Source organism: Sphingobacterium sp. UBA5996, assembly GCF_002429765.1.
Lineage (GTDB): Bacteria > Bacteroidota > Bacteroidia > Sphingobacteriales > Sphingobacteriaceae > Sphingobacterium.
Window position 1 is genome coordinate 68491 of the sequence record NZ_DJAS01000025.1, and the last position, 15294, is coordinate 83784.

A 15294-nucleotide genomic window follows, 5' to 3' on the forward strand; every position below is an offset into this window, starting at 1 on the left:
AGAGGGTTAACACTGGATTAATAGGGGTAAACCCCTGTAGACCCCCTGTTATACCCCTGTTAACCCCCTGTTAACCCCTAGCTAATGTACAAGGTGACATTAATCCATGGTTAATAGGACTAGATACGGTCAATTAGGAATCGAAACAAAAACGCCACGCATGGCGTGGCATTTTTGGTAACAAAATCAGAAGTTGATTGACGATTTCACTTTCCTATCTATAGCGTTTCTTTCAGCCAGTTAAAAAATTCGTTTTGCCAGACCTGTGCATTTTGCCCGGACAGTACCCAGTGATTTTCATCAGGAAGGTAGACTAGACGGCTCTTAATCTTTTTGAGCTGAGCTAATTGGAATGCCGCCAGCCCCTGTCCGATTGGAACACGGTAATCTCTTCCACCTTGAAAGATTAAAATCGGGGTGTGCCAATTATTTGCTTTTTCAATCGGATTGAACGCTGTGTAGGATTTTTCATTTTTGCTATCCCAGTATCCCCCCCCTAATTCATGGTTAGCAAAAAATAGTTCTTCTGTGGTTCCATACCAACTTCTCATATCGAACAAACCATTGTGGGCAATGAAGGTCTTGAAACGGTTTTGGTGTACGCCCGCTAATTGGTAAACAGAATAGCCACCGTAACTGGCTCCAATAGCCGCACGACGTGCGGTATCCACGTAAGATTCTTTGGAGATATCGTCTATGGCTGCTAAGTAATCCCGGATAGGCTGACCGCCCCAGTCTTGAGAAATAGCCTCATTCCATTTTACACCCCAACCAGGCATCCCTCTACGGTTTGGCGCGATCACAATATAACCTTGCGATGCAATTAACTGTAGGTTCCAGCGGAATGAATAAAATTGAGTAAGGGCAGACTGAGGGCCACCTTCACAGTAAAGTATAGTTGGATATTTTTTTTCGGGGTTAAAGTTTGGGGGATAGATGACCCATGAAAATAGATCTGCTCCATCGGATGCCTTGGTGGTACGTTTCTCAATTTTGTTTTCGCTAATATTTGCATACTTAGCATCATTGACTTTGGTGACCGGAGTTAAGGACTTGCTTTTCAGATCAAAACTAAAGATTTCGGTTGCGCGGGTAAATTTTGTTGAACTGACGATCAATTTATCATTTACCTGACCAATAATGCCCGTAATATCAAAGTCGCCTTCCGAAATTTGATGGATCTTAGGTAAGCCTTTTGTTTTGATATTTGTAGGGACTTCAAGTTCAAATAATTGTACGGTGCCTTTCGTAGCAGCGGTGAAATAGATTTTTCGATTGTCATTGCTCCAAATAAAGCTATTGACTGTACCATCCCAATGCGCCGTTAAGTTAAGACGGATTGAACTGTTTTTATCGAATAAGATGATGTTATTTTTGTCCGATTCATAACCATCGGTCTTCATGCTGAGCCAAGTTAGGCTCTTTCCATCGGGAGAATAGGTTGGGGCTGTATCATACCCATTCATTCCTTCTGTCAGGTTGGAAGTCGTTCCGCTGGCGATATCATAGCGATAAATATCGGTATTGGTACTAACGGCATAGTCTGTTCCGAATTTCTTTTTACAGACATACAGCACGGCCTTGCTATCTGGAGACCAGGCAAAATCTTCGGCGCCACCAAATGGTGCTTGCGGGCTATAGAAGGGTTGGTCCTTCAACAGGTCTACCGGCTCACCAACTTTACCATCAACAAAACTCGCTACAAAAGGATGACTGAACTTGCCATCATTGAAGGTGTCCCAATGTCTATAGTCTAAGTTGTCATAGATATAAGCGTCTGATTTTGGTAATTCGGGATATTTGTCTGTGCTGTGGTATTTTTTTACAAGAACGGACTGGCTGAAGAGTATTTGTTTTCCGTCGGGTGAAAACTTAACATTTTCCAATTCCATGTCACCAGACGTCAATTGTACTGCTTCTCCTTTTGACAGATTTTTTTTCCAGAGTTGACCTTTGGACAAGTAGATAACATCGCCATTTTTTTCGATTTGAACCACAGACTCGCCACCTTTCTGATCGGTGAACTGATTAACGGCTCCATTTGTAAGTGAAACCGTATATAGATTTTTTTCACTTGAATTACTTTCCAGGTTATAATTGGAAACACCATACACCAGTGTTTTGCCGTCTGCTGAAAGTCCCTCTGCTGATACACGTCCAAGTTCCCAAAGTGTAGTTGGGTTCATGGGTTGTTTGGAGGTTTGGGCGTTGCTTAAATTGCATGTTATCATTGCTAATGCAAATATTGTAAGTTTTTTCATATTGTTATGCTGAAAAATATCTTTGCAAGTTACAGATTTTGCCAATAAAACTTAAGGAAAGCAAAAAATAGCCATCAATCTGTATGTTAATGGCTATAAAGGGAAATTTTTATTTTTTTAGAAATACTTCGATAAGTACCCAGTATATTTTAAAATGTTGTCTATTGATCTGCATGGTCATTGTCAAATTGATACCAATTTATTTTTGTCGAAACACGCATGAGAATGGCCAGAATAATAAAGATTCCAATAGTTCCGGCGATTAACGAATAATCTCTGAGCTGCATCAATACATAAATAAAGAGATAAAATATGCCTAATATCGAACTGAGAAGCGCTGCGGTCTTCGCATCCTTGGTAATAGCTTTGATAAAACTGCCAATAAGTAAGACTGTCGCCATTGTTGCTGTCACATAAGCCAAATTAAAGCCGATATGTTCTGATAAGGCCAACAGCAAAGTGTAGAAAAGCACCATGGCTGCGCCGATTAGTATGTATTGAATGATATGAACTCTTTTTTTCTTGATTACTTCCGTAAATAGGAGTGAAGTAAAGGTGAGGATAATGATCAAAATGCCGTATTTGGCAACTCTGGTTGTCTTTTGATAGTTGTTGATGTCGGGTAAAAAATGAATGGTAATCATATCTGTATTGTCCAATAAATTGTTTGCGGAAGTGCCCGGCGGAGTGGTAGTTTGTGGCGTTGTTGGTTCGTTGGTATCGTTGGTATCGTTGGCGTTTTCTATGTTGGCGTCAAAGCGATAGATGTTGTGAGCGTCACCGACCCATTGTTGTGGAAGTTTGCGGCTGAAAGATGGAATTTCCCAGGATGCGGAAAAATTTGAAGCTTCCGTATTTCGTTTGCTTGGTAGAAACGCACCTGTAAAACTTGGATTAGCCCAGTTTCCTTTTGCTTGGATATTTGTTTGGTCGCTAAGGGGCAAAAAGTTGAGGGACTTCGATCCTTTTAAATCCAGTTTGATCTTGAAATGATTATTATCGTCCTGAGGGGTTAATGGTACAGCACAAACCAAATTTTGATTAAACAGATTGAGATTATTGAAATCTGGATCGAAAACTATATCCTGACCATCCCAGTTCAATGTTGGGCGCTTTCCGAGTCCTTTAAAATCTTGGATGCCAAAAATAAGCTTACTGCCTTTCCAGTCAATATTTTCGACTGGAATCTCCAGTTTTTCTGGGTTTAATTTGCCAAAATTTCCTTCCACGGTAATGTTGCTGCTGTAAACTACAGAAGTATAAATTCCTCTTGAAAGATGTTGGGGAGAAATAGCTGTAACGATATTGGAAGTTTTAGGTAAGACAAATATCCATTTAGTCTCTTCTCTCAGGTTAGATTTTTCAGTTTTTTCGGCCGATAAAGGGACCGTTTCGCGATAGGGGATGGCAAGTACTGGACTGGACACTACTTGGTCTTTTCCCCAATTGAGGGCGATGCCTCCGGACACTCCCTGTTCCCTTGATTTTCTTTCTTCAATTAAATCACGAATTAATGCAAGAGGGATAAGCAAGATTAAAGAAAGAAATAAGATGACGAATAGTTTTAGTACAGTGGAATTGCTGATTTTCTCAAACAATGAAGAGGGCTCCATTGGAGATGAATTGTTGTTGTCCATGGTTTTAGCTGTTTAGGTTTATTTGAATGTTTTTGCTATACAGTGCGATTTGAAGTTCGGTGAGCTGTAACTGTAACATGTCCTTAAATTCTAAATGATGAAATCGCTGAAGTGTTCGGCCTTTTTGAAAGTTCTTTTTGTAATAACTGAAGTATTCTGGGAACAGTATTCCGCCAATGAGGACCATCCCAAAAAGGTATAAGCTGATCTTTCCATTACCCAACAACAAATACTGCATCGCAATTTCGTCTTGGATTTCTGTTCCAGTTTCGGTCAGAATGTGAAAAACGTCATGGTTTTCTAATTTAGGCATCACTTCGAAGCCCTTACTTTCGTAAAAAAGGCCAAGCGAGTGACCAATGCTTCTGACAGGATAATTTAGAAATTCTTCCTTGCGAATTCCCCAAGCCTTTTTATTCCATTTAAAGACTGTCGCATAGATTTTGGAGGACCAGTCGTAGAGGTGCAACATGAGTTTTAATCGGATTTTTTTCATATTTATTTTTTTTAAAAGTACTTTGGTTTTCAAAGTATGTGGATAAAAAAATTATTTGTATTGTTGTTTTATTAAATTTTCGAGTGCAGCAAGGTGATTTTCAAATGCTTTTAGTCCTTTAGCAGTTCTTTTATATCGGGTATTTGGCTTTCGTTCGACAAAGCTTTTCTCGACAACAATATATTCTTCTTTTTCCAACGTTTTCAGATTGGAGGCAAGGTTACCATCCGTTACCTCCAACAATTCTTTCAAAGAATTGAAATCGTACTGCTCATTTGCCGCGAGAACACTCATTATCTGGAGTCGTACTCTGTTTTCAAATATTTTGTCATATAGAGAAAGATCTAATTTCACGATTCGTATTTTTTGTAAACGATAAAACCATAGATGATGTGTAACACACCAAATCCCAATCCCCACAAAAGTAATCCTTTATCCGGAAAAGCTAGCACGATCAGGCCTAGGCAGATTTCTATTATGCCTAGTGCTTTTACTTCGGCAAATGTATAAATACTCCCTGCGGTCAGTGCTAGTCCATAAAATATGAGCAGCATAGCGGCAACCAGCTGGTAGTATCCTTGGATAAAAAACAGCGCCGATACGAAGCCACCTGCAAGCAATGGAATTGAAACTGCAAATAAAAGTGATTTGCTTGTCATGTTCCAAATGGACTGTTTATTTTTTCTCGCCTTTCTACGCGCCATGACAAAACCAGTCACTAAGGATAAGAATAAAATGGTCAGCGCAATGATCAAAAGCACTTGGGATCTTTCCAAATTATTGCCCCCTAATAGCACGGCACTTTGAGGTTGATATATAATATAGTATCCTAATAGTGTTCCCACGAGCGCATAGCAACCCATAAGGACGCCCGATAATCCGCTAATTGAAACAAATTTGGACGATTTTTCCATTAATGATCTGATCTGCCCAAGCTCTTTATATAAATCTTTCTGTTCCATAAAAGTACTTTGATATTCAAAGTAAATGAATAATAATGAATTATGCAAGAGCCTAGGCGAGTATTGAAAAAAAATAAAAAAAAGAGTAGAAAATACTTGCAGGATATACGTTTGGTTTCTATCTTTGTGGCATCAAAAGAAATCCTAATGCGGAAGTGGCGTAATTGGTAGCCGCACCAGACTTAGGATCTGGCGCCGCAAGGCGTGGGGGTTCGAGTCCCTTCTTCCGCACTTGATGTCCTCCCGAACTTAAAACCTCGGGAGGATTTTTTTATGAATGCGATATAGCTAAAAAGAGTATGAATATTTCACACGAGAATGTAGATGCAATCAATGCGGTAGTCAACGTCGCATTAGCACCTGAAGATTATAATCCTCAAGTCGACAAAGAGATTAAAGCGCAAGCTAAAAAAGCAAAATTGCCAGGGTTCCGTCCAGGTCAAGTTCCTGTTGGACATATCAGACGTACTTATGGTAAGTCTATTTTATTTGATGAGGTCAATAAATTAGTGAATGAAAAAATCACCAATTACATTACTGAAAATAAATTAGAAGTTTTAGGTCAGCCACTTCCTTTGGAAGATGACGCGCAGTACAGCTGGGATTATAAAGACAATTTCAACTTTAAATATGAAATTGGTCTTGCTCCGGCGTTTGAATTGCCTTTCACTGCTGAGACTGAATTTACTTCTTACGAAATCAAAGCTGATGAAGAAACATTGGCAGATCGTATCAAGAACTTGCGTCGTAGCTATGGAAAAATGACTAATCCAGAAGTTTCTGAAGAAGGTGATGTATTGTATGCAACATTGAAGCAAGATAAAGAGGATGGTTTAGAGAAAACGACTTCTATACGTACTGATATCGTAGAAGATGCTAAGGTCAAAAAATCATTGGTTGGTCTTAAGAAGGACGATGTTGTTAAGATTGACGTTAAAAAAGCATTTAAAACGGAAGATTTAGCACGGATATTAGGTATTACCGAAGAGGAAGCAACTGCTTTAGACGTAACTAAATTTGAATTGACTGTTAAGAATATCAACCGTTTAGAGGAAGCTGATCTTAATCAGGAATTTTTCGATAAGTTATTCACTGAAGGTGAAGTGACGGAAGAAGCTCAATTCACAGAAAAAGTGAGAGAAGAAGTTGAAAACTTATTCAAACAAAATTCTGATCAAAAGTTACGTAATGACATGTATACTTTTGGTATGGAAAAGGTTGATGTAGCTTTCCCTGAAGAGTTCTTAAAAAGATGGTTGAAAGCAACTAATCCAAGTATTGCTGAAGAAGAATTAAACGAAGGATTTGCCGATTTCTTAAACAACTTGAAATGGACGATCATTGAAAATCGTGTGGTTACAGAAAACGGTCTTGAAGTTAAATATGATGAAGTGATCAATTTAGCGAAGGAACGCATTTATGCACAAATCAAGATGTATAACATCAATGAAGAGCCTTCTGATGAGCAGTTGAACCAATTTGCAATTCAATTATTGCAAGACCGCGAACAAGGTAATCGTTTGTTTGAAGAAGCTAAAGCTTTGAAGGTATTTGATCACTTGAAGGGTTTAGTTAAATTGAATTCGGAAGAAATCGAATACAAAGAATTCGAGAAATTATCCTAAGCGATTTTTAAATAAAAAGGAAGTCCCTTCAATCTACTGAAGGGACTTTTTTTATTTTCATCGCAGCGTGGCCGCAGCTTTTAAACTATTTTTTTGTTGTTCAGATCTTCCACAAATCGCTTGACTCGGCAGTTATATGGAGCTGAAATACAAAAGCGCTGCTGTTGAAATCGACATGAATTCATGGAATGGGGACAATGCCGTTGGAACGGGAGTTGGGCTATTAGGAGATGAAAAGGGTCCGATTGAGATGGACGAGGTCTGTCTTAGCTTAAAGAGGTATTCCGGAATTGAAAGAGGTTTTCTTGAGTTTGAAGAGACTGGTTGAACTACCCAAAGAATTAGACGGAAAGGGTTAATTGACCTTGCCTTTATTTGTTTCAGAAGGAGTTGTCGTAATCGTTTTCTTGCCAAATGGAAATAGCCGTTTTAAGAACTCGGAGAAGCTGTTGAATTCCTGTCGATACAGTAATCCGAAAGCGCTTATATACTCGCCATCATTGGGGCTAAGAAGAAAATTTCGGGTGTTTAATCTGTTTGAGGCCCTGAGGACTAAACGCCCATCTTTTCTTAAATAAAACATCGCTTCAGCATCTGTAGAGACCCGATCTGAAAAAACATTTAAATCCGTAAGGGCCTGACTTCTGCGATCCGAGATCCCTCCGGTCAAGACAAGTCTGTCATTAAATAAGCGTAGCGAGGCGGAAGCATCATTTAAAGACTTAATATTAATATCAAAGAAATTGATGTTGAGCGATTGGGCTATAATGTTGTTGATTTGGTTGAATGCTATCTCAGTTCCCGCAGATAACAAAGTATTGTTCACTTCTTTACCGAAGTCAGTTTGTGTGCCAGGGGTAAAACTCCTTCGAACAATCAGACTAAGTGCTTGTTGATTGACATTGTTGGCATCTGAAAAATAACCTTGCAACTCATCCTTAACGCCGGGGTTCTGTGGGAAATTGATGTCGAAGGTGATCTCAGGCTGACTTAATTGACCTTTTAAGATCATGTCGGCCTGTGCCAATACGCGTTCGGGATTTTCTTCACGTCCGGCTGCATTATAAAGCGGTGCTAAGCTCGTTCTTTGTTGATAGATGGCGTTGATATTGATATTGGCTTCTGTGGGATTTCCAGCCCATCGCACTGTTCCACCTTCTTTGAGATCAAAGATTTTATTGATATAATCTTGGGCTGTGAAATTAAATTTTCCACTGTTGATGATAAAATCCCCAAACATTTCAAAATCGCCCAAAGAGGATATTCGCATATTAAGATTGCTATTTCCACGTCCCGATAATTCGCCCATACTGGAGAATAAATTGATCTCTGCATTGGGGTTGATTAGGAGATCCATATTCATAGTCAGACCGTTGAAATCTCGTTTTTTTGTGTTTTTCTTGATTTTTGTGGAGTCTTTCTCGATAAAGTAAATAAAGTCGGTATCTGATATGGTGCTCGCGTTGTTGAAAGGGATATTGATAACAGTATTTTCTTCGGATTTAGCACGGATATTGATATTCATTGCTGAGGTAAGTCCCTTAAACTTGAAATTGCCCGAGGCGTAAGCCGTTCCGTAATATATGTCATTGTCCTTAATTGTGGTATTTAATACTAAAAAATTCTTGGCTTCTGCAGTAATATCTATATCAGGGTCACTTAATTTGTTGAGGTCGACAACCCCATCAATGGTCGCTACATTGTTTTTGGGATCATATACTTTTAATCCTTTTAGAAAGATTCGATTGTTGGTAAGCTCAATTTTATCAGAAAGCCGATAGGGGGTTTTTAGATAATTGATAACCATAGAAGCATTTTCTAATTTGCCCTCGCCTGTAATTTTGGGATTTAGAATGTCACCTTCAATCGTAAGATCTGCGTTCACTTTTCCCTGAATATTGGATACTAAGCTTCTTAAAAATGGCTGAAAAATGAATACATCTGTATTTGCGAGTTTGGCTTTAAGATTAAGCTTATTATTTTCATTTAAGTGATTATAAGAACCTTGTAGCTGAATCAATTTATTACCTTCTTCGATTTTGCTCTCTAGTTTTACGTGTTGATTTTCGGGGTCGTAATTAGCACTAAGCGCCAGTGAACCGATGGGAATATTGTTATAGAGGATAGGAGAAGTCTTTATATTGGCTACAACAAAGGGAGATTTAAACACAGCGTTAACTTCAATATTTCCGTTCATATTTCCGGAGAGATTGATGCCGTAAGGCTTGGTTATACCATTTAAGGAGGTGAGGTTAAAGTCCTGAAATTTAAGATTGATCTGATCACTTTCTTCATTGGAAAGTATACCGTCAATGTGGACCTTTTGGTTATCATGACTTAGCGTTAGTTTTTCAAAGTACCATTTGCCTTTCGATATTTTCAGCTGTGCATCATTATTGACTAGCCAGCTCTCTCTATTGATCAAGATATTCGACGGATAGAAATTGATATAGGCAGGTTTGGCATGAGCAAAACGGATGACTCCATTCAGATCTAGACTGTTGCTTGCCTCTAGTTCCGACATTTTGATGTTGAATTGTAAACTATCGTTTGCCAGCGTGTTTGAAATATTGACGTTTTTAATATAGGTACTGTCGGTAAAGTTAATTCGATCAATGGAGGTTTGCAGTTCCATATTTTTCAAATTGGCATTTTGATCGATAATCAGGTGAGTGAGTCGGATACCATTGTACTTCAATTCAGGCGCGTAAAAATTAAAATTAGCCGTTTGTTTTTCACTTTCAAATTTGGCGTTCAATGTTGCACCACTGTCCAGCGCAATATCTTTTTTAAAGAACGTTGCGATAGGCTTGAAATAAGTAATATTAATATTGAGGTCAAAGTCTTGGCGGTTAAACATGTCCTTCTCAAAACCAATAGCGGGGGCATAGCGCATCGCTAAAGCTTTAAAATAAGGAACTATCGTATTGAGGTCTATTCTTCCTTTGAGATCAATATGTCCGATAGCCGACTGCAAGGTTAACGAGCGTGCATTTTCATCTCCTTCTGCTAGAAAATTGATGTTTCGTATAACAAATTGCCCTTTCGAAGAACTGAAGCTTACACTGTCTGATTTAAACTCACCGGTAATATTATTGATATTGTCCCCAATTAAGCTGGTATGGAATTTTGTGTTCTTAATGTTGATGGAATCCCCTTGAAAGAAGTTGATTTTTTTTAGATTAGCTTGCTGAATATCAGCATCTAGATGATAATTGGGTTTGGCGGACCAATCAATATCTGTTGTAAACTGTAATTTTAAATTTGGATCGGATATACTTCCGGATCCGACGAAAAGTTTCTTTTCTGTTTTTCCCTCAATCTGTACATCTTGATAGCTGTAATTCTTAAAGTTGAAATTTGTCAAATTACCTTTTATCATCAAAGCTAGCATTTTGGGATCAGTACCTGCTCCGTCTACTTGTAGATTGAACCCTGTTGTTCCTAAATCTTTTACTTTTGTAATCGCTCCTACATCGAATTTTTTCGATTGGAAGCTACCTGCATATTTGGTTTCTTTCTGGATATCCAGCAATCCATCCGCTGTAACATCACCAATATCGGTCGTGAAAATTCCCTTTGTTTTAAATTTATTGTACAGTCCATGTAGACTTCCTTTGAAAGAAAATCTATTGAAAAGCTGAACAATTTCCGGGAGTTTAAAGTTTTTTAGATTTCCTAAATCGGCAATAACCCGATTTAAGTCTTGATATTCGGATGAAATTGCTACCTGTGGAATGATGAAATCTGTTTTATCGATGTCAGGTAGTCCAATAATTTGTAGATCACCTGCTAAGCTTGTCTTCTTACCGATTGTTAAATCGACCTGACTGGCGTTGATTGCCGATACCGTACCTTCCAAATTTGCTTTTTTAATATGGACATCAAACTGGACCTGGTGCATGGGGGAGGAGAAGAAAGCAATGTCTTCGGAATGAATACGTGAATCTCGCGCTCGAAGTTGTATGTGAACCTTATTGATGAAGTCTGAAAAGTCGTCAAAGCTTTTATAACTAAGTTTGATATAATTCTTAAATGTAGAACGGTTGGTTGCCAACATCAGTTCACTGAGTTCAATAGCCGTATTGCTTATCGTCGTACGTGCAAGAAGACCTTTAATAACCAATCCTTTCTTTTCATGCAGATTAAAGGTCTTAATATCTGCTGAAAATTGATTGGAATCCATTTTAATATTATCAAGATGAGCGTTTAATTTGGAGATTCCTAAATCTCCAAAATCGACCACTTTATTGTAATGCTTGCGTTTGTGGTCAGTGTAGTTGAACGCATTGTTTTTGATGATAACTTCTTTGATCGCAAAGATGAGTTTTTTTGAACTTTTCTTTTTTTCTTTTTTTGGTGGGTTGAAATACCGAATTAAGAATGAAATATTACTGCTATCCTGAAATTGTTCAAAGGAAGCTTCAGTATCTTCAATTGTTAATTTATTGATTACAATCTTGTTCGACTCAATGAACTCAGAGAGGTTGACATTAGCTTCTAGCTTGCCTGAATGTACTATTTTTTTTCCTTGCGGACTATAGAGTTGAAAATCTTCTACTACAATAGATTTGAAGGGCTTAAAATAGATGCTCTTGAGACTTATTTTGGTATTTAGTTCCTTTGATAAATAGTCTACAGCTTTTTGTGCAACATAGTTTTGTACGGGCTTCAACTGCAGGGACAATGCCAATGCAAGCAGTATAATGACTATACTACCCAGGACTATTGACACTATTTTAATTATTTTTTTGATACTTTTGTATTAAAATTTATTACCTCCAGCTATGGCTATTATTTTAGGGATCGAATCCTCTTGTGATGAAACCTCCGCTTCTATCTGTATAAACGGTGAAATTCGCTCAAATGTTATCGCCACTCAGGCAATCCACGCGAAATATGGTGGAGTAGTTCCCGAGTTGGCTTCTCGCGCTCATCAACAAAATATTATTCCAACAGTGGACGAAGCCATTCGCCAAGCAAAAGTAAGCAAAAATCAAATAGATGCAGTGAGTTTTACACGGGGGCCGGGATTATTAGGTGCACTTTTGGTAGGAACGTCTTTTGCTAAGTCATTTGCACTAGCGCAAAATATTCCTTTAATTGATATAAACCATATGCAGGCGCATATTTTAGCTCATTTTATTGAAGATCCGAAGCCAAACTTTCCTTTTTTATGTCTTACAGTTTCCGGTGGTCATACACAAATTGTATTGGTGAAAGATTATTTTGAAATGGAACTTTTGGGGGAGACATTGGATGACGCAGCGGGGGAGGCTTTTGATAAGACCGCTAAAATCTTAAATCTTCCTTATCCGGGTGGACCGCTTATAGATAAATATTCCAAAGATGGAAATCCGACCGCTTATAGGCTTCCTGAGCCACAAATCCCAGGTTTAAATTTCAGTTTTTCAGGATTGAAAACGGCAATACTCTATTTGGTTCAAGACCAATTGAAGCTGAATCCAGATTTTCTGACAGACAATATGGCCGACCTGTGTGCCAGTGTGCAATCGCGTATTGTATCTATTCTGTTGAATAAATTAAAGAAAGCGGCAAAGGAAACTGGTGTAATGGATATCGCTATCGCAGGGGGTGTTTCGGCTAATTCTGGTCTCCGACAGAGCTTGATTGAAATGGGTGAAAAATACAATTGGAGGGTATTCATACCAAAATTTGAATATTGTACGGATAATGCAGCGATGATTGCGATTGCGGGTTACCATAAATTTTTAAAGAAAGATTTTGTGGGTCAGGATGTGGCTCCTATGGCTAGAATGCATCTATAATCAAGTAGGGTGTTTCAAGTTTCCCACGGCAATTTCATTGGTCATGGGAAACTTAGTATAGTTACTATCTTATAATGGCGAACTATATCCATAGGCTTGTGCTGCCGAGGTAAATACGTTTTTCTTAGGCTGGTAGAAATTCAGTTCATAACCTTCAGCTCCCCAAAAGATACTGATAAAACTGATCCCTTGTGCTGATCGTAATACTGTTAGTATGTGAAAAGCATCGTTGTCAAATTGGCCGCCGTCATCAACACGCCAGGTACTGATGTCATCATACAAGGCTGGAAAATCCAAATTGATCAACTCTTCGTCCTTGGCGTACGAAAATACGGCTAAGGCAGAGTCTTGTTGATTTTCAAAAACCGTAAGATTAAACTCCGACTCATCGCTGAGTATCGCTATGGTTGTACTTTTGTTAATCTTTCTGTTGTATTTTTTTTCAAGTTGCTCCCTAATATTTGTGGAAGTTTCTCTTTGAACTTGTGTAAACTTCTCGATTTTATACTGATCTATAAAAGCCTTGTTGACCAGCATACCAAATTCACCGGATTTAATTGCAGCGCTAATTTTAAATAATGAACCTTCACTATTTGCAAAGTTCTGTGCGGTCTGTCTACCGTTGCTCCCCTTACTATCTGTTTTATTCTCAACAAACTCAAGGGGGCTGACTTGGTCTTCTACGATAACATAATTATATTTTTCGGGACTTTCCATTGCCTGATCCATCGGAAGAGCAATAAGTGAGTCCATTTGCTGGTTCAAAAAGCCAAAGTATGGTGAAATTGTTTCTTCCGTATTTTCATGCTTAATTGCAGTCTTGGATTGATGTTGATTGTTGCCACAAGCATATACTGTAAGTAGAATAATAGCTGAAAAAAATGACTTCATAAGCATCTATATTTTTTTTGTGAAATATAAGGCTTTCGTGCATCATAATGAAAAGATTTAAACTTTAATATTATGATGAACTCCAAATTGAATATTTACCGCAAAGAATGGCTGGATGTTATTTTTGCTGGTCGTAACAAAATGTACGGCGCTTACGAGTTGCGAAATCTCTCTGATAAAGCAACGAATGTGGGTTTGGGAATTGTGGTTTCTTTTGCAGTTTTGCTGATCGCAGGATCCTATGCATATAATACATATTTTAAGCAAACTGTTCCGACCGTGATTTATAAAGTACAAGATATGGGACCCGACATGCTGGAAGAAATTCAAAAGAAGGTAGAGGAGAAAGAAGAGGTTCCTGAAGAACCTGTCATGATGCAGGAGAAGGCCCCGCAGCAAGTTGCCCAAGATGTATCCAAATTTGATCTGGTTAGAATGCCTGATATAAAAGTGGCCAAAGCAAATCAAGTTACGGAAGAACTTGTGAGTCAGGATGAACTGAAGAATCCCAATACGATGACTTCAAGGATTACATTGAAGGCAAGTCCATCGGGTACATATATTGCGCGCGGTGAATTTGGTTCTTCGAAAAGAGATGGTGATATTACTGGCTCCGGGATTGGTTCGGTATCCGGCGGTGGAACTGATGGTGATGCTAACAATACATTTACATCGGTGGAGATTATGCCAATACCTGTAGGAGGGCTGCCCGCGTTTATGAAATGGATTGCCGAGAATTATAACTTTCCGCAACAGGCTTTAGATCAAGGGGTTTCTGGTGTTATAGAGGTTTCTTTTGTCGTTGAGAAAGATGGGTCATTGACAGATATTGCTGTCAAACGTGATATGAAATTTGGTACCGGGGAGGCTGCTATAAACTTATTGAAGAAAGCGAAAAAATGGAAACCTGGTGTACAGAATGGACTTAAAGTGCGTGTGGCATATACGTTACCGATCCGTTTAAGTGCTGTAAGCCAATAAGCTCTTCTTAACTTTATTTAACAAATCATCAATTAAACTTTTGATAGCCGATACGGCTCTTACTAATAAATAAGTTGAAAAAGAGTACTTATTAAAAAAATGATTGTTGGTTTTAAAAAAATAAAGAAATGAAAAAATTGATGTTAAGTTTGGCTTTATCTGGATTGATGTTAGCCGGTTTCGCTCAAGAAAAAAAAGATGTTAAACCAGAATTGAAAGAAATGCAAACTTCCATGCATAAACATAAAAGCGGAAGGATGCAAGATGGTTTTAAAAATAAAACTCCTAAGGAAGTAGCTAAGATGAAAACTGATCGCATGGATCAAAAGCTGAAATTTACGGATAAACAGCGTAAGGATATCTATGCATTTCATTTGAAGCAAGCACAGGATCATCAAAAAATGGCCGCTGAACGAAAGGAACATCGTGCAAAAATGAAAAAGCAACGTGTGGCGGAACATGAAAAAATGATGGGAATGTTAACCCCAGAGCAACAAAAAACGTTAAAAGATTCTTACGCTGAAAATCGAAAAATGCACAAAGAGCATTGGAAAAAAGACAGACAGCTCAAAAGAAAAGACGTTAAAAAAGGAGAACTGAATAAAACAAATGACGCCGACATAAAAGCATCATAAACATTAAACAAGGATAG

At 38.3% G+C, this 15294-nt stretch carries 12 protein-coding genes and 1 tRNA gene; 6 read left to right on the top strand and 7 right to left on the bottom strand.

The features are described 5' to 3' along the window. Positions 1-218: 218 nt before the first annotated feature. The 5 genes from B3E00_RS19710 to B3E00_RS19730 form a co-directional block, all read right to left on the bottom strand. Positions 219-2261, bottom strand: coding sequence for a S9 family peptidase (locus B3E00_RS19710; protein WP_293884374.1), 2043 nt, complete (start codon positions 2259-2261; stop codon positions 219-221). 161 nt (positions 2262-2422) lie between these two features. After that, a complete protein-coding gene (creD, locus tag B3E00_RS19715) occupies positions 2423-3898 on the bottom strand; it encodes a cell envelope integrity protein CreD (RefSeq protein ID WP_293939756.1) in 1476 nt (491 codons plus the stop codon). Between the two features lie 4 nt (positions 3899-3902). After that, positions 3903-4394: a hypothetical protein gene (locus B3E00_RS19720; RefSeq protein ID WP_293939758.1), complete on the bottom strand. Its 492-nt coding sequence runs from the start codon at positions 4392-4394 to the stop codon at positions 3903-3905. Between the two features lie 51 nt (positions 4395-4445). After that, positions 4446-4748 (bottom strand): winged helix-turn-helix domain-containing protein, encoded by a 303-nt coding sequence (locus B3E00_RS19725; RefSeq protein ID WP_293884368.1) that lies wholly within the window; start codon positions 4746-4748, stop codon positions 4446-4448. Continuing rightward, positions 4745-5356: a hypothetical protein gene (locus B3E00_RS19730; RefSeq protein ID WP_293939760.1), complete on the bottom strand. Its 612-nt coding sequence runs from the start codon at positions 5354-5356 to the stop codon at positions 4745-4747. Before B3E00_RS19730 ends, B3E00_RS19725 begins: the two co-directional genes overlap by 4 nt. Before the next feature lie 149 nt (positions 5357-5505). On the opposite strand from B3E00_RS19730, the gene B3E00_RS19735 reads away from it, so the two are divergent. From B3E00_RS19735 to B3E00_RS19745, 3 genes are all read left to right on the top strand, one after another. Continuing rightward, a tRNA-Leu gene (locus B3E00_RS19735) sits at positions 5506-5587 on the top strand. A gap of 68 nt (positions 5588-5655) precedes the next feature. Beyond that, complete coding sequence (locus B3E00_RS19740; protein ID WP_293939762.1) at positions 5656-6981, top strand: trigger factor; 1326 nt, start codon at positions 5656-5658, stop codon at positions 6979-6981. 175 nt (positions 6982-7156) lie between these two features. Then, entirely contained in the window at positions 7157-7309 is a 153-nt protein-coding gene (locus B3E00_RS19745) for a hypothetical protein (RefSeq protein ID WP_293939763.1), read from the top strand. 27 nt (positions 7310-7336) lie between these two features. On the opposite strand, the gene B3E00_RS19750 is transcribed toward B3E00_RS19745, so the two are convergent. Beyond that, positions 7337-11716: a translocation/assembly module TamB domain-containing protein gene (locus B3E00_RS19750; RefSeq protein WP_293939765.1), complete on the bottom strand. Its 4380-nt coding sequence runs from the start codon at positions 11714-11716 to the stop codon at positions 7337-7339. A gap of 52 nt (positions 11717-11768) precedes the next feature. On the opposite strand from B3E00_RS19750, the gene tsaD reads away from it, so the two are divergent. Beyond that, positions 11769-12770 carry a tRNA (adenosine(37)-N6)-threonylcarbamoyltransferase complex transferase subunit TsaD gene (gene tsaD, locus B3E00_RS19755; RefSeq protein WP_293939766.1) on the top strand — a complete coding sequence of 334 codons (1002 nt, stop codon included), beginning with the start codon at positions 11769-11771 and terminating at the stop codon, positions 12768-12770. Positions 12771-12839: 69 nt separating this feature from the next. Here tsaD and B3E00_RS19760 read toward each other — a convergent pair whose 3' ends face one another. Next, positions 12840-13661, bottom strand: coding sequence for a hypothetical protein (locus B3E00_RS19760; protein WP_293886338.1), 822 nt, complete (start codon positions 13659-13661; stop codon positions 12840-12842). Positions 13662-13733: 72 nt separating this feature from the next. Between B3E00_RS19760 and B3E00_RS19765 the strand changes: the two genes are divergently transcribed. Together B3E00_RS19765 and B3E00_RS19770 are read left to right on the top strand one after the other, a co-directional pair. Continuing rightward, positions 13734-14642 carry an energy transducer TonB gene (locus B3E00_RS19765; protein ID WP_293939768.1) on the top strand — a complete coding sequence of 303 codons (909 nt, stop codon included), beginning with the start codon at positions 13734-13736 and terminating at the stop codon, positions 14640-14642. 128 nt (positions 14643-14770) lie between these two features. Next, positions 14771-15277, top strand: a complete 507-nt coding sequence (locus B3E00_RS19770) for a hypothetical protein (protein WP_293939770.1) — start codon at positions 14771-14773, stop codon at positions 15275-15277. Positions 15278-15294 lie beyond the last annotated feature (17 nt).

Excerpts from the sequence above, each read along its gene's own strand:
- B3E00_RS19710 (WP_293884374.1), bottom strand. The coding sequence starts at position 2,261 with ATGAAAAAACTTACAATATTTGCATTAGCAATGATAACATGCAATTTA.
- creD (WP_293939756.1), bottom strand. The coding sequence starts at position 3,898 with ATGGACAACAACAATTCATCTCCAATGGAGCCCTCTTCATTGTTTGAG.
- B3E00_RS19720 (WP_293939758.1), bottom strand. The coding sequence starts at position 4,394 with ATGAAAAAAATCCGATTAAAACTCATGTTGCACCTCTACGACTGGTCC.
- B3E00_RS19730 (WP_293939760.1), bottom strand. The coding sequence starts at position 5,356 with ATGGAACAGAAAGATTTATATAAAGAGCTTGGGCAGATCAGATCATTA.
- B3E00_RS19740 (WP_293939762.1), top strand. The coding sequence starts at position 5,656 with ATGAATATTTCACACGAGAATGTAGATGCAATCAATGCGGTAGTCAAC.
- B3E00_RS19745 (WP_293939763.1), top strand. The coding sequence starts at position 7,157 with ATGAATTCATGGAATGGGGACAATGCCGTTGGAACGGGAGTTGGGCTA.
- tsaD (WP_293939766.1), top strand. The coding sequence starts at position 11,769 with ATGGCTATTATTTTAGGGATCGAATCCTCTTGTGATGAAACCTCCGCT.
- B3E00_RS19760 (WP_293886338.1), bottom strand. The coding sequence starts at position 13,661 with ATGAAGTCATTTTTTTCAGCTATTATTCTACTTACAGTATATGCTTGT.
- B3E00_RS19765 (WP_293939768.1), top strand. The coding sequence starts at position 13,734 with ATGATGAACTCCAAATTGAATATTTACCGCAAAGAATGGCTGGATGTT.
- B3E00_RS19770 (WP_293939770.1), top strand. The coding sequence starts at position 14,771 with ATGAAAAAATTGATGTTAAGTTTGGCTTTATCTGGATTGATGTTAGCC.